Origin of the sequence: Cognataquiflexum rubidum (genome assembly GCF_022538115.1) — a bacterium.
In the GTDB taxonomy this organism is placed as follows: domain Bacteria; phylum Bacteroidota; class Bacteroidia; order Cytophagales; family Cyclobacteriaceae; genus Cognataquiflexum; species Cognataquiflexum rubidum.
Genome location: NZ_JAKZAL010000014.1, coordinates 58881 through 84585 on the forward strand (window position 1 = coordinate 58881; position 25705 = coordinate 84585).

The 25705-nt window shown below is 42.2% G+C and carries 25 protein-coding genes; 21 read left to right on the forward strand and 4 right to left on the reverse strand.

Annotation, left to right across the window (positions count from 1 at the left end; translation table 11 throughout):
• The first annotated feature begins 87 nt into the window (after window positions 1-87).
• Window positions 88-570, forward strand: coding sequence for a GAF domain-containing protein (locus tag MMU05_RS15185; RefSeq protein ID WP_241142529.1), 483 nt, complete (start codon window positions 88-90; stop codon window positions 568-570).
• Window positions 571-577: 7 nt separating this feature from the next.
• Here MMU05_RS15185 and MMU05_RS15190 read toward each other — a convergent pair whose 3' ends face one another.
• A complete protein-coding gene (locus MMU05_RS15190) occupies window positions 578-1150 on the reverse strand; it encodes an LOG family protein (RefSeq protein WP_241142530.1) in 573 nt (190 codons plus the stop codon).
• A 1163-nt stretch (window positions 1151-2313) separates the two neighbouring features.
• On the opposite strand from MMU05_RS15190, the gene MMU05_RS15195 reads away from it, so the two are divergent.
• From MMU05_RS15195 to crtD, 14 genes are all read left to right on the forward strand, one after another.
• Window positions 2314-2883 carry a non-canonical purine NTP diphosphatase gene (locus MMU05_RS15195; protein WP_241142531.1) on the forward strand — a complete coding sequence of 190 codons (570 nt, stop codon included), beginning with the start codon at window positions 2314-2316 and terminating at the stop codon, window positions 2881-2883.
• 19 nt (window positions 2884-2902) lie between these two features.
• Window positions 2903-3520 carry a uridine kinase gene (gene udk / locus MMU05_RS15200; RefSeq protein ID WP_241142532.1) on the forward strand — a complete coding sequence of 206 codons (618 nt, stop codon included), beginning with the start codon at window positions 2903-2905 and terminating at the stop codon, window positions 3518-3520.
• A gap of 74 nt (window positions 3521-3594) precedes the next feature.
• Entirely contained in the window at window positions 3595-3960 is a 366-nt protein-coding gene (locus MMU05_RS15205) for a hypothetical protein (protein ID WP_241142533.1), read from the forward strand.
• Window positions 3961-4040: 80 nt separating this feature from the next.
• Complete coding sequence (gene secDF / locus MMU05_RS15210; protein WP_241142534.1) at window positions 4041-7010, forward strand: protein translocase subunit SecDF; 2970 nt, start codon at window positions 4041-4043, stop codon at window positions 7008-7010.
• A gap of 137 nt (window positions 7011-7147) precedes the next feature.
• Complete coding sequence (locus MMU05_RS15215; RefSeq protein WP_241142535.1) at window positions 7148-7837, forward strand: hypothetical protein; 690 nt, start codon at window positions 7148-7150, stop codon at window positions 7835-7837.
• 51 nt (window positions 7838-7888) lie between these two features.
• Window positions 7889-8299, forward strand: coding sequence for a hypothetical protein (locus MMU05_RS15220; protein ID WP_241142536.1), 411 nt, complete (start codon window positions 7889-7891; stop codon window positions 8297-8299).
• 6 nt (window positions 8300-8305) lie between these two features.
• Window positions 8306-8971 (forward strand): hypothetical protein, encoded by a 666-nt coding sequence (locus MMU05_RS15225; RefSeq protein ID WP_241142537.1) that lies wholly within the window; start codon window positions 8306-8308, stop codon window positions 8969-8971.
• A gap of 149 nt (window positions 8972-9120) precedes the next feature.
• Window positions 9121-9531, forward strand: a complete 411-nt coding sequence (locus MMU05_RS15230) for a hypothetical protein (RefSeq protein ID WP_241142538.1) — start codon at window positions 9121-9123, stop codon at window positions 9529-9531.
• Between the two features lie 3 nt (window positions 9532-9534).
• The gene (locus MMU05_RS15235; protein ID WP_241142539.1) at window positions 9535-10209 is read left to right on the forward strand and encodes a hypothetical protein; all 675 of its coding nucleotides are present in this window, start codon (window positions 9535-9537) and stop codon (window positions 10207-10209) included.
• 93 nt (window positions 10210-10302) lie between these two features.
• On the forward strand, window positions 10303-11067 hold the full coding sequence (locus MMU05_RS15240; protein ID WP_241142540.1) for a sensor histidine kinase: 765 nt from the start codon (window positions 10303-10305) through the stop codon (window positions 11065-11067).
• A 28-nt stretch (window positions 11068-11095) separates the two neighbouring features.
• Complete coding sequence (locus MMU05_RS15245) at window positions 11096-11722, forward strand: response regulator (protein ID WP_241142541.1); 627 nt, start codon at window positions 11096-11098, stop codon at window positions 11720-11722.
• Window positions 11719-12762: an oxidoreductase gene (locus MMU05_RS15250; protein ID WP_241142542.1), complete on the forward strand. Its 1044-nt coding sequence runs from the start codon at window positions 11719-11721 to the stop codon at window positions 12760-12762. Before MMU05_RS15245 ends, MMU05_RS15250 begins: the two co-directional genes overlap by 4 nt.
• A 62-nt stretch (window positions 12763-12824) precedes the next feature.
• Window positions 12825-14291 carry a glycine--tRNA ligase gene (locus tag MMU05_RS15255; RefSeq protein ID WP_241142543.1) on the forward strand — a complete coding sequence of 489 codons (1467 nt, stop codon included), beginning with the start codon at window positions 12825-12827 and terminating at the stop codon, window positions 14289-14291.
• A 319-nt stretch (window positions 14292-14610) separates the two neighbouring features.
• On the forward strand, window positions 14611-16077 hold the full coding sequence (crtD, locus tag MMU05_RS15260) for a 1-hydroxycarotenoid 3,4-desaturase CrtD (protein WP_241142544.1): 1467 nt from the start codon (window positions 14611-14613) through the stop codon (window positions 16075-16077).
• Window positions 16078-16286: 209 nt separating this feature from the next.
• Here crtD and MMU05_RS15265 read toward each other — a convergent pair whose 3' ends face one another.
• A complete protein-coding gene (locus MMU05_RS15265) occupies window positions 16287-18845 on the reverse strand; it encodes a M14 metallopeptidase family protein (RefSeq protein ID WP_241142545.1) in 2559 nt (852 codons plus the stop codon).
• Between the two features lie 97 nt (window positions 18846-18942).
• Between MMU05_RS15265 and MMU05_RS15270 the strand changes: the two genes are divergently transcribed.
• Together MMU05_RS15270 and MMU05_RS15275 are read left to right on the forward strand one after the other, a co-directional pair.
• Window positions 18943-19173, forward strand: a complete 231-nt coding sequence (locus tag MMU05_RS15270; RefSeq protein WP_241142546.1) for a PLDc N-terminal domain-containing protein — start codon at window positions 18943-18945, stop codon at window positions 19171-19173.
• Window positions 19174-19176: 3 nt separating this feature from the next.
• Entirely contained in the window at window positions 19177-19353 is a 177-nt protein-coding gene (locus tag MMU05_RS15275) for a PLDc N-terminal domain-containing protein (protein WP_241142547.1), read from the forward strand.
• Between the two features lie 17 nt (window positions 19354-19370).
• Here the strand turns inward: MMU05_RS15275 and MMU05_RS15280 are convergent, their stop codons facing one another.
• Entirely contained in the window at window positions 19371-20264 is an 894-nt protein-coding gene (locus MMU05_RS15280; RefSeq protein ID WP_241142548.1) for a TIGR01777 family oxidoreductase, read from the reverse strand.
• A gap of 184 nt (window positions 20265-20448) precedes the next feature.
• On the reverse strand, window positions 20449-20814 hold the full coding sequence (gene crcB, locus MMU05_RS15285; RefSeq protein WP_241142549.1) for a fluoride efflux transporter CrcB: 366 nt from the start codon (window positions 20812-20814) through the stop codon (window positions 20449-20451).
• 179 nt (window positions 20815-20993) lie between these two features.
• Between crcB and MMU05_RS15290 the strand changes: the two genes are divergently transcribed.
• The 4 genes from MMU05_RS15290 (at window position 20994) to MMU05_RS15305 (ending at window position 25641) form a co-directional block, all read left to right on the forward strand.
• Window positions 20994-23801: a M16 family metallopeptidase gene (locus tag MMU05_RS15290; protein WP_241142550.1), complete on the forward strand. Its 2808-nt coding sequence runs from the start codon at window positions 20994-20996 to the stop codon at window positions 23799-23801.
• Window positions 23802-23848: 47 nt separating this feature from the next.
• Window positions 23849-24472: a nicotinamide riboside transporter PnuC gene (gene pnuC, locus MMU05_RS15295; protein WP_241142551.1), complete on the forward strand. Its 624-nt coding sequence runs from the start codon at window positions 23849-23851 to the stop codon at window positions 24470-24472.
• Window positions 24465-25001 (forward strand): AAA family ATPase, encoded by a 537-nt coding sequence (locus MMU05_RS15300; protein WP_241142552.1) that lies wholly within the window; start codon window positions 24465-24467, stop codon window positions 24999-25001. Before pnuC ends, MMU05_RS15300 begins: the two co-directional genes overlap by 8 nt.
• A 121-nt stretch (window positions 25002-25122) precedes the next feature.
• Window positions 25123-25641, forward strand: a complete 519-nt coding sequence (locus MMU05_RS15305; RefSeq protein ID WP_241142553.1) for a hypothetical protein — start codon at window positions 25123-25125, stop codon at window positions 25639-25641.
• Window positions 25642-25705 lie beyond the last annotated feature (64 nt).

Below are 25705 nucleotides of genomic sequence, written 5' to 3' on the forward strand. Positions count from 1 at the left end.
TGAACAAGTCCAAATACCTGAAAGTTGGCTACATCGGTCATCCTTCATCGGTCAACATAAATCCATAACCATAAATTATTTAAAACCATGTCCGAATCCCTCTACTTACCCGAAGCCGCCACGAAGGCAGAAAAATACCAAGCCATACTGCCACAGATTGAGGCTTTGATCTCCTCAGAGTCAGACAGTTATGCGAATCTTGCTAATGTTGCAGCAGTGTTGCGAGAAGCTTTTGGGTTTTTTTGGGTAGGATTTTACATTGTTAAAGCGGAACAGTTGGTATTGGGACCATTTCAAGGTCCTTTGGCCTGTACGAGGATAGCTTTTGGAAAAGGTGTTTGCGGGACGGCTTGGAAAGAAGCCAAAACGCAACTGGTTCCTGATGTGGATGCCTTTCCCGGACATATTGCCTGCAGTTCTGCTTCACGGTCTGAGATCGTGGTACCGGGATTTAAAGAAGGGAAAGTTTGGATAGTCCTTGATGTCGACAGTGACCAATTAGACGATTTTGACCAAAGCGATGCTTTTTACCTCGAAAAATTGATGGCCTTGGTGGACAAATACTGTTAAGTGAAGCCTACTTCACTTCCCATTTTTCGATATACTTCGGTTCGAATCCAGCCATCTTATCCAATAATTCTACAGGATCGCTGCTTACTATCAATAAGTCTAACTGCGCTTGGTGCAAGAATCCTTCTTTTGCAGAATGCTGCAGAAAAGTAATCAGCCCATCATAATAGCCATTGACATTGTATAGTGCCAAAGGCTTGCTGATATAAGCCAATTGGTTGAGGGTCATGATCTCAAAAAGTTCCTCAAAAGTCCCGATTCCTCCCGGCATGGCGATAAATCCGTCGCCTTTTTCTGCCATGAGCCATTTGCGGTCACGCATGGTTTCGACGACAGTCAGTTCGGTCAATCCTCGGTGCGCTACCTCGATGTCCACGAGTTTTTGGGGAATGATCCCATAGACATCCATCCCTGCTTCCAACATCGCATCGGCGATGACGCCCATCAACCCGACATTCCCGGCACCATATACCAAAGCCATGTTTCTTTTTACCATTTCATTTGCCAAAGCTTTTGCTCCTTCTTCGTAGATAGGATTTTTGCCTTTGTTGGAACCGCAGTAGATGGTGATTTTTTTCATGATGGTGATTTTTGAATAAAAGTACAAGTTGTCCCGCATAGGCGCAAAGAAAAATTTACCCCAGAGGACGCGGAGGGCACTGAGAAAAATAATATTCATGTGTCCCACAAAGACACAAAAACACAAAGAAAAAGTAAAGGCCTTAAGAAAGATACCTTGCGTTCTTGGCGAAACCATTGCGGTCATTGCGGTAAAAATTGTCCCGCGAAAAGGCGCAAAAGAAAAGAGCGAAAAAACCAAAAGGTCTTGAGAAAGACACATTGCGTTCCCAGGGAAACTGTTTCGCGCATTGCGGCAAAAATTTTTCAGAATTACCAATTATCATCTGTGAAAATCTGTGTTCATCAGTGGCAAATATTTTTTCCCGCAGACTACGCAAATTTGCGCAGAAAAAAAGAGAGGGTGTCCCGCGAAGATGCAAGAAAAATTCACCTCAGAGGACACGGAGGGCACGGAGAAAAAAATTGCATAATATATCACGCAGAGAAAAAAAAGAGCAAAGCCCCTAAGAAATGCACCTTGCGGTCATAGCCAAACCATTGGGGTCATTGCGGTAAAAATTTTTCAGGTTTACCAATTATCATCTGTGAAAATCTGTGTTCATCAGTGGCAAATATTTTTTCCCGCAGAGTACGCAGATTGGCGCAGAAAAAAGAGGAGGTGTCCCGCGAGGATGCAAAGAAAAAATTCACCTCAGAGGACTCGGAGGGCACGGAGAAAAAAATTACATAATATATCACGCTGAAAAAAAGAGCAAAGCCTCTAAGAAATGCACCTTGCAGTCATAGCTAAACAATTGGGGTCATTGCGGTAAAAATTTTTCAGGTTTACCAATTATCATCTGTGAAAATCTGTGTTCATCAGTGGCAAATATTTTTTCCCGCAGACTACGCAAATTTGCGCAGAGCATATTCTCCGCAAGCCAAAATAAGGATACCTGATTTTTTTTCTGCGAAGGTCTGCGAAATCCGCGGGAGTAATTTTTGGATTCTGTTAATCTAAAGCTCCCGCAGACTGCGCGGATGTACGCAGAATTTTTTCACAGCAAGCTTAATCATGGAATTTCATTTTTTTTCTGCTAAGGTCTGCAAAATCCGCGGGAGATATTTTCAAGACGTAGGTCATAATATCCTTTTCCAATTATTCTCCCTAATTTTGACCCCATGAAAATCTGCTTTGCCACCAACAACAAAAAGAAAATAGAAGAGGTCAAATCTGCCCTTGGAGAGGACTTTACCATAGTATCCTTGGAAGAAATCGGCTGTCGGGAAGAACTTCCCGAAACAGGTGACACCTTGGAACACAATGCCTTCCAAAAAGCCAGGTATGTCAAAGACCACTATGGTGTGGATTGCTTTGCAGACGATACCGGATTGGAAGTGGCCGCATTGAATGGAGCTCCGGGAGTTTATTCAGGGAGATTTGCCGGCGAACCAAGAAGTGATGAGAGGAATGTAGACCTGCTTTTGAGCAAAATGGAAGCAAAGGATAATAGGAAAGCGAGGTTCAGGACCGTCATTGCGCTTATTCTGAATGGGGAAGAGCATGCCTTTGACGGCATTGCGGAAGGAGAAATTATCCAACAGAGAATCGGTACGGGTGGATTTGGATACGATCCTGTATTTGTACCCAATGGATTCAAAAAAACTTTTGCTGAATTGACTTTGGAAGAAAAGAATAGCATCAGCCACCGTGGTAAGGCTGTAAAAGCTTTGGTCAACTTTCTCAAATAAAGTTTTAAATTTGTTACCCATGAACAAACCATTTATTGTAGGTATAACCGGGGGAAGTGCATCAGGCAAGACTTTATTTTTAGATAGACTTTTGAATTCATTTGATCCTGGGGAAGTTTGTCTGATTTCTCAGGACAATTATTACAAACCGAGACACCTGCAACCGGTGGATGAAAAAGGGATCCACAATTTTGATACGCCCAACTCCATTGATTTTGCTCAATACGCTGAAGATATCAAGAAGATCCAAAGTGGAGAGACTGTCTACAGACAGGAATACACTTTCAATAATCCCAATAAAAAACCCAAAACCCTTGAATTTGCACCGGCGCCTGTGGTCGTGGTAGAAGGGATATTCGTACTTTATTATCCAGAGTTGGCGGACTTATTGGACCTGAAAGTATTTATCGATGCCAAAGAATACATCAAGCTTAAGCGTAGGATCGTCCGGGACAAAGTAGAGCGGGGTTATGACTTGGATGATGTTTTGTATCGGTATGAAATGCACGTGATGCCGACTTATGAAAAATACATTGAGCCTTTCAAGAACGATGCGGACCTGATTATTCCCATCAACAGGAATTTTGACCATGCCTTGGATGTCATCCGGTCCTACCTCAGGATGAAAACTAAATAACCGGAATTGCTGTAGATTCAGTTTTTTTTAGGTTAGGCCTTTTGTATTTACAAAACTTTATATATTTGCTCCCCGTGAGAAAACCAAGCCGACAAATAGCCTTATTCAGACAGAGAGCGACCATTCTTTTGGTTCTGTTCTTTTGTCTATTGGTGAGTGGGGCTGAATATTTTCCAAAAACTTCGGATCAGAATCAAAAATCCAAGCAGGAAAAGTCTCAGGAATCAGGTTCTTCTTCCGAAAACCAGACTTTTTTAAATGTTGCAGTTGATGCCGTGGTTCCTTTCGTGACCGTGCTCTCCCAACAGGTATTTTATTTGATTTACGAAAACTACACTGTCGAGCCGCCCGTCACAAACGGTGTCAGCATGACATTGCCTTTGAATTTTCCTTATTGGGAGATCCTCCTTGAGAGGATTATTTCGCCCAATGCACCCTGATCTTTTTTCTTTCCTGAATGCCTGAGCCTATATAAGGCTTTTCCAAAAATCTTGTAATCAAACAATCAAAAATCAATCATATGCGTAACCAAGGAGTCATTGTGTTTCTGACCGTGGTAGTCACAGCTTTGTGTCTGTATTACCTGTCGTTCACATTCGTATCAAACAACATCCAACAGAAAGCTGTGGCATTTGCCACTGACGAATCTGGAAATATGGATTTTGCCAAAAAGCAATCCTACCTAGACTCTATCTACAGAGAGCCGGTTTATAACTTTCTAGGTGCCAATTTCACCTACAAAGAAATCAAAGAAACTGAATTGGGACTCGGCCTTGACTTACAAGGTGGTATGCACGTTACTTTGGAAGTTTCTCCCATTGAAATCCTAAAGGGACTATCCGGCAACAGCAAAGATGTGGCTTTCAATGCAGCATTGGATGAGGCAAGCCAAGCTGCCAAAACCAGCAACAGCAAGTTTGTAGACTTGTTTTACAGCTCTTGGGAAAAACAAGCTCCGGGACAAAAGCTGAGTGCAATATTTGCAACTGCAGCAAACAGGGGCCGAATTTCATTGGAATCTTCCGATTCTGATATCCTTCAGATCATCGATACTGAAGTTGAAAACGCGATAGAGCGTTCATTCAATATCCTAAGAACTAGGGTGGACAGGTTTGGAACTTCCCAACCAAACATCCAGAGAATCCAAGGTTCGGGCCGTATCCAGATCGAACTTCCGGGAGTAGACAACGCAACGAGGGTCAGAAATCTCCTTCAGGGTGTAGCAAAGCTGCAATTTTGGGAAGTGGCAGAAGTTAACGAATACCTTTCTCAGTTAGAAGCCGCCAACAGTCTTTTGGTAGCGGAAGCACAGGCCAAAAAAGCTGCTACCCAACCTGCAATCGCAGAGACTGATTCTGCAAAGGCTGCTGCTGCAGTTTCTGAATTAGAGAAACAATTAGCAGGAACTACAGATTCTACAGATGTTTCTACATCGGTATCGCCGATTTTTTCCTTGACCAAATCCCAACAAGGGTTGGTGTATGAGATCAGGGATACTGTTGCCATCAACAGGATTTTTGCCAGAGAAGATATAAAATCAGTATTGCCAAGGGATGTAAAATTCCTTTGGTCTGTAAAGCCTGAGGTAGCTGACAACCTTGAGTTGTTGGAATTATATGCCATCAAAAAGAGCAGAACAGGTGATCAGGCGCCTTTGGAAGGTGATGTAATCACTGACGCCCGTCAGACTTTGGACCAGACTTCCCGTCCTGCGGTAAGCATGCAGATGAATGCCGATGGCGCCCGAAGATGGAGAAAACTGACCGGTGATAATATCGGTAGAAGGATCGCAGTGGTTTTGGATGATTTTGTCTACACTGCGCCAATGGTACAGGGAGAAATTCCTTCCGGACAGTCGGAAATCACAGGTAACTTCACCATAGAGGAAGCCAAGGATTTGGCAAACATCCTGAAGTCAGGTTCACTTCCTGCACCGACCAAGATTGTAGAAGAAGCCATCATCGGTCCAACTTTGGGTAAAGAAGCACAAAGCCAAGGTATCATTTCCATGGTTGCAGGTTTGTTGTTGGTAGTAGTATTCATGGTCGCCTATTATGCCAAAGGCGGTTTCATCGCAATTGCAGCTTTGATATTCAACATCTTCTTCATTTTGGGGATTTTGGCACAGCTCGGCGCGGCATTGACCTTGCCTGGTATTGCCGGTATCGTGTTGACGATCGGTATGTCCATTGATGCCAACGTCTTGATTTTTGAAAGGATCAAAGAAGAAATGGCAAACGGTGCAGGGCTTTTAGCTGCTATCAATGAAGGATACAAGAAGGCCTTTTCTGCAATTTTGGATTCGAACGTTACTACCTTCCTCGTTGGAGCGATTCTATATGGATTAGGTCAAGGTCCTGTTAAAGGCTTTGCGATCGTATTGATGATTGGTATTGCATCCTCATTCTTTTCATCTGTTTTTATAACCAGATTGATTGTACACCTTTTAAGCAAAAAAGGAGACGAAAGCAGCATCTCATTCACTTCTCCTTTTGCCAAAGGCCTCTTGAGCAACCTGAACATAGATTTCATGAGCAAAAGAAAAATAGCCTATATTTTTTCCACAGGATTCATAATAGTAGGACTTGCGATAGCTTTGATCAGTGGATTGAAGTTTGGGGTTGACTTTACAGGTGGTAGATCATATATCGTGACATTTGCCCAACCGGTGGTTGCATCAGAATTGAAAGTGGGTCTTGATGGTGAATTTGACGGTTCAGTGGAGGTCAAATCCTACGGTGGAAGCAATATTATGAAAGTGACTACCTCCTATTTGATCAATGAGGATGATGATGCCTCTAATGCGGAAGTAGAAAGCAAAGTGAAAGAGGGTATATCCAACATCATGGGCTTGACTTATTCTTCAGATGCAGCCAATATTCAATCCGGTCAGTTTGCGATCACAGGGTCCTCTAAAGTTGGAGCCACAGTTGCTGATGATATTAAAAAATCTTCGGCTGAAGCCATGTTCTTCGCTTTGGTTGCCATCTTCCTTTATATCCTCTTGAGATTCCGCAAGTGGCAGTTCTCTTTGGGAGCAATCATAGCATTGGCACATGATGTCCTTTTTGTTATTGCTGCTTTTGCCGTAGCAAGTACTTTTGGTGCCACTTTTGAGATTGATCAGGTATTCATTGCTGCTATCCTGACAGTGGTAGGTTACTCTATCAATGATACGGTAATTATCTTTGACCGTATCCGAGAAAACATCGAAATGAGAGGGACTTCCAAGTTGGTCAAGATGTTCAATGATGCCATCAACCAAACCATGGCTAGAACTTTGATTACTTCCCTTACTACCTTGATTGTGGTGTTTGTTTTGTTGATTTTCGGGGGTGAAGTATTGAGAGGTTTCTCTTTTGCCTTGTTCATTGGAATTGTCGTCGGAACCTATTCCTCTATTTATATTGCATCCCCGATCGTTGTCGATTTGATGAAAAAAGAAATCGAAGCCGAAAGCGCTCAGGAAGTTGCAAAGAAGGCCGTATAATTTCTGAATTTTGACAAAAGTCAAAGGGAGTCAGCGCAATCTGACTCCTTTTTTTGTGTTTTCTTTAAAAAATACCCCAATCACGGGATTTTTCGGGATTTTGATTCCTATTACTTTTGGGGAATAAAATAGTTGATATGTCAGGAGATGTGTATCTTTTTGTGATTGGATTGAGTGTGGTTCTTTCACTGCTAAATTTCGGCTTGAAAAAGAATAACCGGATCCAAGGACACGGGATTATCTTGGGAATTTTGATTTTGGTATTGGTATTTGAATCCATCGGAAGCTATACTTCAAGCATGAAAATCAACAATTCCCTTCTCTACAATATCTGTTGGGTGTATGTGGAATCTTTGCTCTTGGTGTTGTATTTCTACAAATTTGAAAAAAGCACCTCCGCCAAAAAGAATATTTTCTTGGTTTCCTTCCTTTTACTCTTTTGGGGCATAGTCAATTCTATATTTTTTCAGCCCATTTCTACTGTTTTTCAATTCTATTCTTTTTTACCCAATAGCCTTTTTGTTCTTGTATTATGTGTCCGTTTCCTTTCCGATACGCTGAATCTCCGGATTTTTAAAGATTGGAACTTGATCGCACTTCCCCACTTTTGGATCAGCACTGCGATCCTGTTTTTTTATATCGAAGCGGTCTTGGTTTTTGGACTCTACCAGTTTTCTCCCCAATTCGTGATTGACAATGTCTCGGTTATTTTTGGGTTCAACAGGATGATGGCAGGTATGATGTATCTGATTTTTGGGTTGTCTTTTTTTCTTCCGACGTTGTTCAAAAGAAATTTTACTGGAGGAAATACCATGGCCGTGCTATAAAATTTGGTTATTTTTTTCTTTCTTGAATTGCGAAACACAAATTTAGGGATCATGACCAAAGAACAATTGGAAGCCTTTAGATTGGCTTATGCAAAATCAGTCAAAAAATGCATCAAAGGCAAAAACAAAAATGGCAAAAACATTGCTGAACAGTCCGATTGGGTATTTTTTGACCGGAAGTTGATTCAGGATTTGCTTGACATGACCGACCCCATAAGCGGCGGCCTCAAATTGTATTTTGGACAATACAACAAAGAAAATCTCGATATCCTGCCCATAGACCGAAAAGATAGAGACGACTATATAGGAAGGATTTCCATCGCCGTCGCTGCGGCAAATAAGACTGAAAGTGGGATCATCGACCTAGGGACCGAATCTAAAAATTCTACTGATTTAACCCGTAATTCAGGAGGTTCCCCTAGAAATGGAGGGTTGCTTTGTCCGCCAAATTGTAATCCCTAATTTTTTATGAATTCCATAATTTGGTACCTCCTTATGATTCTTGCAGGGATGCTTTTGAGTATTCCATGTTTTTTTTTGGACCTGAAAGGTTTCAAAAAAGGGCACCGAATAGTTTTTTGTATTTTGGTTTTGGTGTCGATAATAGAGTTTTATGGAGGATATTTAGGCAAACAAGGGATTAGAAATCATTGGGTATATAATATCGGATTTGTCTATGGAGAGACGATTTTAATTTTGATTTATCTTTCTGCGGTTTTGAATGGCCAAAAGAGCAAAGTGATATTGAAGTTGACGGCCTTGTTATTTGGAGTTTTTGGGATTCTCAATTCCCTGTTTTTAAATCCAATAGATCAATTTCATAATTTTAGCCTAACTATTGGAAGCACACTTATCATCCTTGGATGTTTTTATTTTTTCTATGTTGTGATGACGCAGGACACTTATTTAGATGAAAAATTATGGCAGGTTCCTGATTTTTGGGTGGTGTCTTTTTTTCTGCTTTTTTACAGCGCTTCGATGCTGTTTTTTACATTTTTGTACAATATCATGGAATTAGAAGCTGCCATGTGGATGCGGTTAAATTTTGTATTAAAGTTGATAGGAGGGACCATGTATCTGGTTTTTGGATTGGTCTATTATCTTCCCGTTTTTTCAAAAAAATTAACCTCTTAGGCTTAAATCCTTCTGCCCAATTTTAACGCAATCTTTTCAGTTTGCCATTCAACCGAAATGAGTCTAATATCTGGAGAATTAAGTTCTTCCTCCTTTAAAATTTGGCCATTTTTTTCTTTATTGGCTTTTGAATCACAAAACCAAAAGCAATGACAAGAGAAGAATTGAAGAATTTTGTTTCTGCATATAATAAATCAGTACGGACAGGGATCAAAGGCAAGGACAAGGAAGGTAAAGATGTAGAAGAACAAACTTCTTGGGCCTTTTTTGACAGGGAGGTAATAGAAAAACTTTTAGCCCAAACCGACCCGAAGGACGGAGGCATCAAAATTTATCTTGGACAGTATGACAAGGATAATCTTGACCTTGTTCCAAAAGATAGAAAAGACAGAGAGGATTATATTGGAAGAGTTTCTCTAGCACTTTCTGCTGCAAATAAAAAAGAGGATGGGATTTTTGATTTATTTGACAATAAGTCAGATCAAGAAGGGAGCGATAGTTCGATTGAAAACGGAGCTGCGATCTGTCCCCCATATTGCAGACCACCAATAAACATTTGATTAATGCAAACCGATGTTTACCTAATTCTCTTATATATTGGGATACTCCTGAGTGTCCCATTATTTTTTATCGGCGATTTCGAGTTTAAGAAATTGTACCGGATATTATTTGGAGTAATCGTAATGGTCACTATTCTTGAAACATTCGGTAGCTATCTTGCCAGTAATGGAAAACAAAATGTGATCTATTATAATCTGATTTTTGTGTATCTGGAAACCTTGCTGTTATTGTATTTTTATTACAATGTATTCCATAACAAGAAAGCTAAGAAATACACAGCCTTGGCAACCGTTGCTTTCTTCCTTTGGGCAATAATTTACTCCACATTCTTTCAATCATTATTCGTTTTCCATACTGTCTCCTATGTCATGGGAGGTATCATATTAATCTTTGGCAGTTTGTATTTTTTTTATGGCATCATGAAAGAGGATTGGTATCATGACCAAAGTCTGCTTGGTATGCCCATGTTTTGGATCGTTACTATGATCATGTTTTTCTACTCAGGGTCCCTGTTGTATTTTTCATCTATTAATTTCATATCAAGCCAAAATATAGAATTGCTTGGCAAGTTTAATATTATTATCCAAGCCTTGAGTGTGCTGATGTATTGGGTGATGGGATTATCGTTTTATATCCCGATTTGGATAGAGAGGAAAAGCAAAATTATAGGAAAGTAAAAATGACTAAATTCGGCTTAGGCAATAATGAATCTTTGGTTTTAAAAGATGATTCGACTATTTTGGAAAAAGTAAACCTGTTAAAAATCACCGATGCAAAATGATGGTTCTGATCTTTTTTTAATCATTCTGTTGGGATTTTTCCTGATGGTGTTGATGGTTTCTTTTATTGTGATCATGGTGGTTTACCACCGTCAGCGTCAGATCAAAAACCAACAGAAAGTCATGGAAATCCAAGCCGAATATGAAAAAACAGTCCTCAATGTAGAAAAGGAACTCCGTGAGGACATCCTCGCCCATGTCGGCAGAGAACTCCATGACAATGTGGGACAACTGCTTTCCCTTGCTAAAATGAACCTGTCAAGCTCCAAGCCGGAGAAAGTCTCAGAAGGAAAAGTCATGGTCAATGAAATCATCCATGAAGTCAGGGCACTTTCCAAAACCCTTAATTTAGATTGGGTAGAGGCGATTTCCCTGGAGGAATTTATCCAAAGAGAACTCAAAAAACTCGAATCCGCTGATTTCTGCAAGGTCGCTTTTCACCAATCAGGGAATGCCCTGCAACTCGATAAAGACAAAAAACTGGTTTTGATCCGGATCATTCAGGAAAGTATCAACAACGCGATCAAACATGCGCAGCCAAAGCTGATTGAGATTTCAGTCGATACGGACCAATCCCAATCTGTCATCAGGGTACAGGATGACGGCAAGGGTTTTGACTACACGGGCCAATCTTCCGGTTTGGGAATCTACAATCTCAAAAACCGGATGGCGACGATCGGAGGAGAGATGGTCCTGCATTCTGTTTTGGGCAAAGGGACCGAAATAAAACTAATTTTGCCAAATCAAAAAGCTTGATTTAACTTCCGTCCTAAATGGGAAAAATATGATCCGTATCGCATTGGCTGATGACCATAAGATGTTTGCCAAAGGTATAGCAAGTCTATTGGAAGATGATGATGACCTGAGGATTGAGGGTATTTTTTCGAATGGACTTGCGCTTATGGAGTTTTTGGAGTCCAATGAAGTGGACGTTGTCCTGACCGACATGAATATGCCTTTGTTGGATGGGGCGGGTGTGATAGAAGCTGTAAAGCGGCTGAATCCCGATTTAAAAGTTATCGTCCTGTCCATGTATGACGATGAGGCTATTTTTAACAAGTGTCAAAAATTGGGAGCCAATGCCTATATTCTGAAAAATGCCGACTCTGATGAACTGATCTATACCATCAAAGAAGTGCACGAAGGAAGTCATATCATGAATTTTCAGAAAGTCCTCAGTCAAAATATAGACGATGGGTATACGGATTATTACAAGCAAAAATTCAAACTATCCAAGCGCGAATTGCAACTCGTCAGGATGATCAAACGGGGCATGACCAACAGGGAAGTAGCGGAAGAACTGCATCTCAGTATCCATACCGTGGAGGCCCACCGCAAAAAAGTCCACGCCAAATTGGGTGTCAGTTCTATTGCCGAACTTGTTAAAAAAGCCTTCGAAATCGGTATATGAGCAAAATCAAAACAGCGTTGGTCGGATTTGGGTCTGTAGCGGAAAATGTTCACGCTCCCCTGATTTCAGTTTGTGAAGGTTTGGAATTGACCGCTGTGGTCGAGAGAAACCAAGAGAAATCCAAAGTCAAATATCCCCATGTCCGGGTTTTCAAAAGTCTGGAGGAATTATTGGCAGCGGATGCGGCAGATTTGATCGTGATCGTCACGCCAAACGAATACCATTTTTCACAGGCAAAATTGGCCTTAGAAGCCGGCAAGCATGTAGTCGTCGACAAGCCCGTCACCATCCATTCCAAAGAAGCCGAGGAATTGAAAGAACTCGCCGAATCCAAAAATTTGGTCCTGTCAGTATTCCAAAACCGCAGGTTGGATGGAGACATTCAAACCATTAAAAAAATACTCAAAGAAGATATTTTGGGCAGGATCGTCCATTTCGAATCTCACTTCGACAGGTTCCGGCCGCATTTGGTGGACAACTGGAGAGAGAAGGAAGTTCCGGGAAACGGGATTACCTATGACCTCGGGACACATTTGATAGATCAGGCAGTAATGCTTTTTGGTAGGCCTGCTTGGATTTATGCAGAGATCTTGAAGCAAAGAACCGGTGTCGTGGCGGACGATTTTTTTGACATTACGATGATGTATGGGGGGCTCAAAGTGAGGTTGACAGCAAGTGTTTTGGCCAATGCCCCGATTCCGAGGTTCATGATTTTGGGAGAAAAAGGTTCTTATGCCAAATACGGGTTGGATGTGCAGGAAAAAGCATTCAAAGCAGGACAAATCCCTGAAGGAATCAATTGGGGATTGGAAGATGCAGCAGCTTGGGGCAAACTCCACCTCGAAAATATTACCACTACTTATCCCACTGAAAGAGGAGATTACAGAATTTTTTATCAAAACATCGCTGATGCCATCCAAGGAAAATCGTTTCCGGATGTGAAAATGCAAGAGGCGATTGATGTCTTAAAAATCATTGAAGCGGCTTTTTTGAGTAATAAGGAAGGGAGAAGGATTTACCAAGAGGAAGTTTTTAGGTAAATGACCTTTTTGTTTTTTATTCTTTCCCTTGCTATTCAGCCAATTTCTTTAATTTTGCGCCCATGGCAAAAAATGACACCTCTGCGGAAAATACCCAATTGAAAGATATTATCGCACATGCTAAGGAATATGGCTTTGTGTATCCTTCTTCCGAAATTTACGATGGCCTTCAGGCGGTCTATGATTATGGTGCTTATGGGGTTGAATTAAAAAACAACCTGAAGCGTCTTTGGTGGGAAACCATGACCAGGCTCAATGAAAATATCGTCGGAATAGATGCAGCGATTTTTATGCATCCGACCACTTGGAAGGCTTCCGGGCACGTCGATAGCTTCAACGATCCGATGATCGACAACAAAGACAGCAAAAAGCGCTATCGTGCAGATGTACTTGTCGAAGAACATGCTGCGGTTTTTGAAAGAGCAGGAGATATTGAAAAGGCAAATGGCTTGACAGGTGCTTTGGCAAGATTGCTTGAAGCGGAAAATTTGGACGGAGTAAGAGATCTGATCACGAATGAAGGCATCAAATGTCCGATCAGCGGTACTTCCAATTGGACTGACGTTCGCCAGTTTAACCTGATGTTTTCCACCCAAGTGGGTTCGGTAGCGGAGGATTCCACTACGATTTATTTAAGACCGGAGACTGCACAAGGGATTTTTGTCAATTTCCTGAATGTCCAAAAAACCGCCAGAATGAAGGTTCCTTTCGGAATCGCACAGATCGGAAAGGCTTTTAGGAATGAAATCGTCGCCCGTCAGTTTATTTTTAGAATGAGGGAATTTGAACAGATGGAAATGCAGTTTTTTGTCCGTCCCGGTTCCGAATTGGAGTGGTACAAAGTATGGGCAGACACGAGGATGAGATGGCACAAGGCTTTGGGTATTCCTGAAGAAAAGCTGAGAAGACATGACCATGAGAAGTTGGCGCATTATGCCAATGCTGCCATGGATATCGAATATGAATTTCCATTTGGATTCAAAGAAGTAGAGGGAATCCATTCCAGAACAGATTTTGATCTGAAAAGCCATCAGGAGTATTCTAAAAAGAAGCAGCAATACTTTGATCCTGAGATCAACCAGAATTACATTCCATATGTCATAGAGACTTCGATCGGCGCAGACAGGCTGTTTTTGATGACCTTGTGTAATGCTTTCGTAGACGAACAGACAGAAGAAAAGCAGAGAACTTATCTCAAACTGCACCCTGCCATCGCCCCTGTAAAAGCTGCTATTCTTCCTTTGATCAAAAAGGACGGTTTGCCGGAAAAAGCCAAGGAGATTGTCGAATTGTTGAAGTATGATTTCAACATCATCTATGAAGAAGCGGCCTCTATCGGAAAACGCTACACCCGTCAGGATTTGATTGGAACCCCATTCTGTATTGCGGTGGACCATCAGACATTGGAAGACAATATGGTAACCATCAGACACCGGGATACTACTGAACAGGAAAGGGTGTTGATCTCAGACCTGCATGCGAGATTGAGCGAGGCCTGCAGCTTTAGAAGGATTTTTGAGAAAATATAACGTGGATAAACGCTTCTTTGCCAGTGACCCTATATTCTTCTTCAGTGGGGACGGAAGACCGAAGTCGGAAGACCCCCGCCTGCTGTCGGGCAGGGATGTACCGGGCATTTCAGTCCGCCAACAAGGATTTAAATGGATATCCAATCTACAGTCATAATTGCGTACATCCATTAAATAAAGAATTGAAGCATATCAAATAGGATCCCTTTGGAAGACAACTTTCAAAGGGATTTTAATTTAAATCCATTCAAATGCCCCATTTCAAATATCCTTTTCAGTTATTTTTTGTTCTTTTACCTGGGCAAAGAGTCATTACAATATGAACAAAACAGCGATTGTCATCGGATCAGGAATAGCGGGTTTGGCAGCTGCCATCCGTCTCAGAAACAAGGGGTTTGAAGTGAACCTCTTCGAGGCCAATTCCTATCCCGGAGGCAAGCTCTCTGAAATCGAAATCAAAGGCTACCGATTTGACGCTGGGCCGTCCCTGTTTACACTTCCCGATCAGGTGGAAGAACTGTTTCAAATTTCAGGGAAAGATCCGAAAGCCCACTTTGACTACATCCGCCTGCCTGTTGCCTGTCACTATTTTTGGGAAGACGGGACACAGATCAAAGCATTTGGAGATACCAAAAAGTTTGCTGCCGAGGTCGAGTCCAAATTGGGCGAACCTGCCTCGCATGTGTTTGAATCGCTTCAAAAATCGGCTTTTATTTATGACCACCTTTCCCCATTGTTCATGCATCAGTCTTTGCACCGGTTTGGGACTTGGGCAAATAAAGATGCGATAAAATGCTACTTCAAATTGGGGAAATTGGGGATTTTTTCGACCATGAATAAAGCCAATGAAAAGCAGTTTTCCAACCCAAAAATGGTGCAGCTCTTTAATAGGTACGCCACTTACAACGGTTCTAATCCCTATGAAACTCCTGCTACGCTGAATATCATCCCTCACTTGGAATTCAATATCGGAGCCTTTTTTCCTACAAAAGGCATGCATGACATTACCTTGAGTTTATACAGACTGGCATTGGACTTGGGTGTCAAGTTCCATTTCGATTCCAAAGTGGAGGAAGTCATTGTCAGGGACAAAAAAGCCATCGGAATCATCGTCTCCGGTAATTCCCATTTTGCAGATGTCATCGTCAACAACATGGACATGGTCAATGCCTACAAGACAATTCTCAAGAAAGAAAAGCAGCCAACCCGATTGCTTGACCAACCAAAATCAAGTTCTGCTCTGATATTCTATTGGGGAATCAAAAAGGTTTTCGCGGAACTCGACTTGCACAACATCCTGTTTTCAGAAAATTACAAAGAGGAATTTGACCATATTTTCAATAAAAAGTCCATCTACCAAGACCCCACGGTCTATATCAACATCACCTCTGTCAAAAAGCCGGACGATGCACCCGAAGGATGCATGAATTGGTTTACGATGATCAACGTCCCTAATAACCAAGGGCAGGATTGGGACAGACTCATCCAAGAGGCAAGGAAAAGCATCATCCAAAAAGTCAACAGGATCCTAAAAACCGACATTGAGAACCTGCTCGAAGTGGAGGAAATCCTGGAACCAAGGACCATAGAATCCAAAACCTCAAGTGCTAACGGAGCGCTTTACGGCAACAGTTCCAACAACAAATATGCTGCCTTCCTACGCCACGCCAATTTCTCCTCAGAGATCAAAAACCTATATTTTTGCGGTGGCAGCGTTCATCCCGGAGGAGGGATTCCCCTTTGTCTGCTTTCTGCCAAGATCATGACTGATATGATTAAGGGATAAAAAAAATCCTCCAAGGGTTTTGAACCCTTGGAGGATCACCAACTCCAAAACATGATTAAATGAAATCATACCAGCCGGGAAATTCAGAACTCATCAAGGATTGTTTTCGGACAAATATCCATCAATATCCAATATCAATAAATATCCTATCTAAGAAATGCCGCTGCGATTTGGATTGTTGCAAAACATCAGATAAACAAATTAATAGATTATCTCGCCGTTCCTGACTGAATAGTCTGTCCAAAGAAGATGGCATTCATAAACAACTTGTTGGTGCCAAACCAAAATCCTCTGAAATTGGGATTGTCCACAAATCCGATTACCCTGCCTCTCCCAACTCCTGATACCCGGATCGCACCGGAATTTTTGATCTGTTCCAAGTTGCTTGGATGGATGTAACCACTTGCCAACGGGTTGGCTGTATATACCATGGGATTGGCATAGGCATTTTCAGCCGGAACCATAAAGAGGTTATCTCCCCGGAAAGTAAATAACTCCGGTTTTTCATATCCATATCCGATAGGGTGGGTAATGTCCAAGTTGACATTGAATATGGCGCCTCCGGTTACTTTTGCCCCGGTGGCATTTCCATAGTCTGCATAACTTCTCTGTACCAAAGTATCCTTGGTTTCGTCCTCTTTGAATTTGAATGTTGCAATTTCATTTTGCCCAAACCAGTTCAGTGCTCTTCCTGTCGCAATCACAGTACCGCCGTCTCTCACCCAATTTTTGGTTTTCTCCACTCCGGATTTTCCAAGTTGGTTGTAATTGCCATCAGAGAAAACTATGACATTGTACCTGCTCAAATCCGCAGCATTGAACCGGTCGACCGGTAAAAGTGTCGCAGGCATTTGGAACCTTTGGTCCAACAAATGCCAAACTTCGCCCGCATCGCTGCTGCTGACACCGCCATCTACCAGGATAGCAATCTCCGGCTTTTTGAGTACGTCAATGCTAGGCGAACCGATATTGACACCACCTGAATAGCCGGTAGTGACGGCATGGATTTCAATGCCCGCATCTTCGGCTGCTTTCACCAAGTCATTGTATAATTCTTGGTCTGTGGCCTGCGATTGACCTTTGCTGACGATGATGCTTCCACGTTTCATTTTGATAGCCTCCGGCAAAGTAATCTCCTCATGGGCAACCCTTACCAAATACCCTTTGTCCATCAGCGCATAGGCTGCTTTGGGAGCATAGTATTCACTCCATCCAAACATGTAGCTGTAAGCGCCCGGCTGTCCGACAACTTTCCCTTTTGCTTTTGGGAAATTTTTTGGAACCTCTTCTACATTGGCAAGATTCAGGATCTTACTGCTCAATTCCATATAGTCCAAGTTGAAAGCCATCGGCATGGTCCAGGCCGATACATCATAGAAAAGGCTGTCAGTGAATGTGGTTCTTGTCTCAAACAAAGATTTGATCAACCGGTATTGGGGCTGGTTGAGGGGTACGATGTATGCCTTTTCTTTTTCAAATTCAACGCCATTGACAGAAATGTCCTCTTTCAGACTGAACAGGTCGATGTCATGCTGCAAGATCATATCCGCCAGATGATAAGTCCTTCCTGCATCTTCTTTGGATCCGAAGATTAAGGCTTTGTTGGTATCGGCATCGTACTCGGTCTTTGCTTCTTTGTAAAAATCTCTGAGGTAGGTATTCAATTCCACCCGCATTTCCCTTGCAGCTTCGAATGAGGACAAAGTGGTGGTAAACTGGTTTTTGATCGTAAAAGCAAAAGTCAGCGGACCGTAGATGGTTTCCTGCAGATGCCCTCTTGAGCTTGCCTGCTCAAATAGAATCCCGATCGAGCCCTGCACATCCGGGTAAGTGGATCCTTTACCATAATAAAAATCATCGAAATCTTCCTGGCTGTAATACAGGGAACCGATTTTGTCGAGATGCTTTGCATGGTATTGACCGATTTTCTCTGTCAGTTCAAAACTCTTTTTTGGGGTCAAAGGATGATTTCTCGTGGGTACACCTGGCTGAAAGAAGAAGGTGCTGTTGGATCCCATTTCGTGAAAATCAAGGTGGATATTTGGCAGCCATTCTTGGACTTTTGCCACGCGGTTTCTTGATTCGGGATGCTGTGCAGGCAACCAATCCCTGTTCAGGTCAAACCAATAATGGTTGGTACGGCCTCTTGGCCAAGCTTCATTGAGCTCGCGGTTGACCGGATCGCCGTTCATGACGTAGCTTTTGTGGGAGTTGACCCAAGAGGCAAACCTGTTGACACCATCGGGATTCAGTGCCGGATCCAAGAGAATGACAATATTGTCGAGATCGGCAGCTATTTCGTTTGCAGCAGCAAAATGGTAGGCTGCCAAAAGGGAGGCATTTACTGCGCTCGGTTCATTGCCATGCACAGAATATCCGGCCCACATGACCAGAGGCATTTTGTCGATATCCACATTGGCGGAGGGGTCGCGGAGTTTTTTTCTTTCAGATTTGATTTGGTCAAGCTTGCCGTGATTGGCCGGAGAGGTAATGGTCAGGACGATTTGCGGACGCATTTCATAAGTTCGTCCGATGACTTCAATGCTCACCCGATCCGATGCCGCCGCGACAGCCTGCATGTACATGACCACTTGGTCATGGGTGGCATGCCAATCTCCGACTTCAAATCCAAGAACCTGTTTTGGAGTAGGGATGGTAGGATTATAAGTGTATCCCTGTGGGAGGTAATAGCTCAAACTATTTTGGGCTTTTACAGGTAAGATCAGCCATGCCAATAAGGCAATCATAAAAATTTTGGTGGTTTTCATGCTACAATAGTTTTTGATTGGGGCTCAATTTTAAGGTAATCTTTTCAGAAAAATGAGTAATTTCGTTTGAGAGGTAAAAAAATGAGGTACTATGGTGATGTTTATTTTAAATTTTCCGGGTGGTCTGTTGTTATTCGGGTTTTTGTTCTTTGCATTTTGGCTTTATGCTTTGGTAGATGTTGTTAAGTCAGATTTCAAGGATCCAAATATGAAATTGATCTGGATCATTGTTTTGCTTTTTGCCAATCCGATCGGGCCATTTGTTTATTTTGGCTTGTCAAGAAACCAAAAAGGAGGACGTCCTCGCAGCAATTACTTTAACAGATAAAATATGTTTGGACTAGGGTTACTCGGATTGGCGATTTACATCTTCACGATTTATGATGTAGTGAGCAGTAAGTTTGGAGGCAATAACGATAAGCTTGTATGGGTTTTGATCGTGATTTTTCTTCCATTGATTGGAACGATACTTTGGTTTTTGATGGGGAGAAAGACAGCAAGTAGGTGATAATTCTAATTCTACTATTATCCATAAACCCCCTTCATCGCCTCATCCAATTCGGGATATTTGAATTCAAACCCTGCCGATTGGATTTTTTTGGAAGAGACTTTGTTGCCTCCCAAGACCATCATGGCCATTTCTCCCAAGATCAACTTTAAACCAAAACCGGGAACACCAAAACCGATAAAGGGTTTGCCTGCATTCTTCGCAGCAGCTTTGGTAAGTTCCGCGTTGGTAGCGGGATTGGGTCCAACAGCGTTGTAAGTCCCTGAGACTTTTTCATTTTTGACAGCAAAAGAAAACATCCTCGCCAAGTCATCGATTACGATCCAACTCATCCATTGCTTGCCGCTTCCGAGTGGGGCGGCAACAGGGGGTTTCATCATTTCTTTGAGCGCGCCGCCGTCTTTGTCCAAGACGATGCCGATACGTAGCAAAACTGTCCTTAAACCCAAATTTGCCATTTTCTTCACTTCATTTTCCCAAGCTACCACAACCTTTGCAAGAAAGTCAGTTCCGGGTTTTTCATTTTCAGCCACAGTTTTGTCTCCGGAATCAAAACCGTAATACCCCACCGCCGACGCAGAGATAAATGCTTCAGGTTTATTTTTCGCGTTTTTAATAGCTTCATAAAGTAGTGCTGAGGATTGGGTCCTGCTTTCCAAAATGGCTTTTTTTCTTTCATCCGTCCATCTTTTTTCGGCAACGCCTTCTCCCGCAAGGTGGATAATCCCATCCGCCCATTCGATGGCAGCCTTGTCGATGGTGTTTTTATCTATGTCCCAAGCAAAAGATTTTTGGGTGTATTTCTTGGGATCCCTACTTAGCCAGGCGACAGATAGACCTTCCGATTCCAATTGTTGGGTGATTTTTTTCCCAACCAAACCCGAACCACCTGTGATCAATATATTTTTCATGTTTCTTTTTCTCTAAGTTATAAACCAATTGGGGGGCTTTTGTTTTAATGAATAATCTATTCATTTGAATGCTTCTTTATGAGAAACCAGACTTAGAATCTGAATTTTTTGTACCAAACCAAACATCGGTCATCCGTCATCGGTCATTATTTTTTTTCCTCAAGCGCCTCCCATCAATAAATGCTCATCTTGTAATTACATATCCCAAAAACACAGCCAATATTCCAATAACCACGCTTCCTAGAATATAAGTCAAAGCGGTGAAGTAATTTCCTGCCTGAAGCAAATTCAGGTTTTCAGAAGAGAAAGTTGAAAATGTCGTAAATCCACCACAAAAACCGGTGATCAACAGCAAAGACCAATCATTTGGAATATGCTCATTTTTGGTAAAGTAACCCATCAAAAGACCGATCAGAAGGCAACCAATGATGTTTGCGGAAAAAGTAGCGAGGGGAATATCTTCAGAAAATCTCGCGGTCCATATCTTGATCAGGTAACGGAATATACTCCCTACACCGCCGCCGATGCCTACCAAAATGATTTGTTTCATGAACTCAAATTTGTGTGAATGTTGATTTTTAAGAATGTAAAAACCTGTATGGAATTAAAATTAGAGAAATTAAATGGAACAAAACCTAAAAATGGCACTGTCCTTCCTAGGTTCATGAAACATTTTCCCGAAATTTTGACTTGATTTATAGTCCAATATCCAAAAATCCAACATCAAAGATGAAGTTCAAAAATATATACCAGGTACTCTTATTCTTTTTTTTACCCTTTTTCTCGCTTTTTGCTCAGAGCAACTTTGACCAAAAAGTACCACTCGATCCAAGGGTGAAGGTGGGAAAATTGGAAAATGGACTGACCTACTATATCCAACAGAATCCCAAACCGGAAAACAAAGTGGAGCTTAGGCTTGCAATCAATGCAGGCTCTATCCTTGAAGATGATGACCAATTAGGCTTGGCGCATTTTACGGAGCATATGGCCTTTAATGGAACGAAGAACTTTGAGAAAAATGAATTGGTTTCTTACCTCCAATCGATTGGGATTCAATTTGGTGGAGACCTGAATGCCTACACAGGATTTGATGAGACGGTATATATACTGCCTATTCCATCTGGTGATGAGGAAAAATTGAGGAACGGATTTTTGGTTTTGAGTGATTGGGCAGGAGGAATTCTGATGAATGAGGAGGATATCGACAGCGAACGAAGCATCATCGTCGAGGAGTGGCGCACGGGTCAGGGTTATACCCAAAGAATGCGCGACCAATATTTTCCGGTCATTTTCCACAACAGCCGCTATGCCGAAAGACTACCAATCGGGAAAATGGACATCATCGAAAACTTCGAATATGAAACGATCAGAAGGTTTTACAGAGATTGGTATCGGCCGGACAACATGGCCGTAGTGGCAGTCGGAGATGTGGCACCGGAAAAGTTAGAGGCTTTGATTCAGGAATATTTTGGAAAACTTGAAAACCCTGCCGATCCGAAAGAAAGAAGGCTTTTTGAAGTTCCCGAGCACAAGGAGACCTTTGTCAGTATCGTCACGGACAAGGAAGCCCCGGGAATCCAAATCCAACTTTTTTATAAGCATAAAGCCCTTCCCACCCAAACCAAAGCAGATTACCGCAACTTTCTCTTGCGTACATTTTATGGTGGAATGCTGACTCAAAGACTAGATGAAATCCGTCAGAAACCAGATGCACCTTTCATTTTTGCAGGAACAGGTTATGGGAATTTTGTCCGTGATCTCGATTACTTTTCAGCTTCGGGCGTGGTCGCCACAGGAAAAATTGAAGCAGGCATCCAATCTCTGATTGTGGAAAATGAGCGGGTGGCACAGTTTGGATTTACCCAAGCCGAACTCGATCGGGTGAAGCGCGCTGTGCTCAACAATGCCGAAAGGTCTTTCAAAGAAATGGACAAAGCAGAATCCAGGTCCATCGTCAACCGCTATGTCAACCATTTTCTTGAGGGAGGTTTTGCAGATGGGGAAGCCTGGAAATATGAGTTTTACAAAGAGATCATCCCAAATATCACGCTGGAAGAAATCAATGCCCTTGCCAAGCAATTGGTTAGGGACGAAAACCGCGTAATCGTCATCACTGCGCCTGATTCAGAAATGGAAAATCTACCGTCGGAGGAAGCTGTTCTGGCACTTTTCGATGCTGTGGACCACATGAATCTGGAACCTTACCAAGAGAGATTATTAGCCGACAAGCTGATCCAAACCTTGCCTCAGTCAGGAAAAATTACCGAAACCAAGCATATCCCATCCATCGACATCCATGAAATTGTACTTTCCAACGGTGTCAAAGTATTTGTCAAATCCACTGATTTTAAGAATGACGAAATCCTGTTTTCTGCCACCGGAAAAGGAGGCGTTTCCTTGTATGGAGAAGAAGACCACTACACGGCCAACTATGCCGGAGTATTGATCAATGTGATGGGAATCGGGGATTTTTCGCCATCGGACCTTAGAAAAGTTTTGGTAGGAAAAAACGTATCAGTGACACCAAATATTGGCTTGTATTCTCAAAATATAGCCGGTTCATTTTCACCAAAGGAAATGGAGACGGCCATGCAATTGATTCATTTGAATTTTACCGCCCCGCGAAAAGACCAAGAGCTCTTTGAGGTCTATATCGCCAACCAAAAGACCCAATTGGCAAGTGCACAGGCGAATCCGGATTACCAGTTTTCAAAGCAGGTAAATAAAATTTTGGCAGACGGACACCCACGGGCAGCCGGGATTTTTGATCCTGAGGATTTGGATAAAATTGACTTGGACAGGGGTTTGGAAATGTATGCCGAAAGGTTTTCAAATGCTGCAAATTTTGAGTTTTTCTTCACAGGCAATATTGACTTAGAGACTTTCAAACCATTGTTGGAACAATATATCGGCAGCCTTCCTTCCAATCCTGAATCGCTTGATTCTTTCAGGGATTTGGGTATCCGCACCCCTAAAGGCAGGTCTGAAAGCATTCATGTCGGAACTGATGAGAAGTCTCAGGTCATCATGCTTTTCACCGGGGAAATAGAATATGACCGAAAGAAAGCTGCAGATATGATTTACCTGGGAGAAATCCTGACCATCAAGCTGATCGAATCCCTTCGGGAGCAAATCGGCGGAGTGTATGGGGTAGGTGCCAATGGAAGCATAGGGATATTCCCGGTTGGGAATTTCTCTTTTTCGATCGGTTTTCCCTGCAGTCCTGATATGGTGGACAACCTCATCGAAGCAGCTTGGGCAGAAGTCAGAAAGATCCAAGAAAGCGGGCCGACAGACGAAGACCTGAACAAAGTCAAGGAGAAAAGAAGGATATCTTTGGAAGAAAACCTCAAGCGAAATAACTATTGGCTTGGACAGCTTTCTGCGGTGAGGACGTACAATTTATCTTGGGAAGCCCTGTTGGACGGCCAAAAAGCCATCGAGTCCATGACCAAAGAAAGGATCCAAAAAGCAGCACAGGAGTTTTTGACAAAAGAAAACCTGTTGGAGATCAAGAAATTTCCTGAGGTGAAATAAACTACTGCGCACATGGCTGATTATCTTTTTATACCTTAATTCGCTTTATGGATTTACAATGGATTTGGGAAGGAATGAAGGCGGGAGTCGCGCAGATGACCTGGCTGGAGGCTTTTGCAGTGTTTTTTGGGATTGCGAGTGTGTATTATTCCATCAAAAAAAACATCCTTGTTTTCCCGACAGGCATGGTCAGCACGATCATTTATGTCTATATCTGCCTGAAGTATAAATTGTATGCGGACATGGGAATCAATGCGTATTACTTTGCCATGTCGATCTACGGTTGGTATCTCTGGAGCAGGCCTACGGATGGCAAGGAACAATTACCCGTCACTTGGTTGGACAGAAGCGGAATCATACAATCCGTGTTACTGTTTTTCGGATCATACGCAGTACTTTTTTTAGTGTTGAAAAATCTCACGGATAGCGATGTGCCGGCATGGGATTCCTTTACCACAGCTTCGGCCTTTGTGGGCATGTGGCTGATGGCCAAAAAGAAAGTAGAAAACTGGATTGCCTGGATCATCACAGATATTGTTTCGGTGCCTTTGTATTTTTACAAAGGACTGATGTTGACTTCTTTTCAATTTTTGTTTTTCACTGTTTTGGCTGTCCTCGGTTTGATTGCCTGGATCAAAACTGCCAAAGTAAAAAAGGAGGCATATGCTTAAAAAAGTTGTCATCATCGGTCCTGAATCCACAGGAAAAAGTACCTTGGCTGAAAACCTTGCTGGGTATTTTGGCTGCCTTTGGATTCCCGAATTTGCGAGGGAATACCTTGACAACCTGGGCCGACCCTATTCCTATGATGATCTGACAGAAATTGCAAAGGGACAGGTTGGACTCGAAGATGAATTTGGCTTGAAATCCAAAGATCTCTTGGTGTGTGATACCGACTTGAACGTGATCAAAGTTTGGAGTAAGCACAAATACGGAAGAGTTCATCCATGGATTGAGGATCAGATCAAAACCCGCAAATACGATTTATACCTATTGACGGACATCGATATTCCTTGGCAGGATGACCCGCAACGGGAGCATCCTGATCCTATTATGAGAAAATATTTCTTTGACCTTTACCAAAAAATCCTCCAGGATTTGGGTACGCCATTTTGCCTTATTTCAGGAAACGAACAGGTCCGAAAAGGTCTTGCCATTGAAATGATCAACAAAATCATATTTACTTCAGAAATAAAATAGTTTCAATGGATGATTTTTATCAGTATAAAAATTTAAATTAACCTATAGTTTTGAGGCCATTGATAGAATAAGCCTTGTAAGGAATTTCCTGATTTTTGAATTAACCCTAAACCCATCCGCCATGAAAAAAATTGCTTTGTTAATTACCGTTTTGTTTTTTGTTTTTTCCACCGAAGTTTTTTCACAGGATAAACCCAATCCTACAGAACCATCCAGATTGACAGGATATTTCAGTGTGCTCAATCCCTTGGTCAAATTCAGTGGCGGGGAGACCACCAATAATTTTAGTGATGGCTACGTGATAGGATTTCCGTCGGGATTTGTACTGATGGGAAAAAACAATAAAGCCGGATTTATCTTTGAATTGGTTCCTTTGATCCAGTTCAGCGAGGGATCAAGCAGAATGGCAAATCTGGTTTTCAATCCCGGTGTTCAGTTTCATTATCCAAAAGGATGGAACTTCAATGCCTTATTGTCGTTTGAATCTTCAGGAAGGTATGGCTTTACACCCGTAATCAGCAAAACCATCAAAACAGGCCAGTTTAGCAGTTGGTTTGTGACAGTTCCGATGCCGGTCAGATTTGGCAATGATGACCCCGGTTCTCTCGAATTTGCTTTGCAATTGGGAGTTGCCTTTTAAAACATGTAAAAATTCAATTTCCTATCACCATTCGTCATTGAAAATAAAAATGCTTTCTTAAATT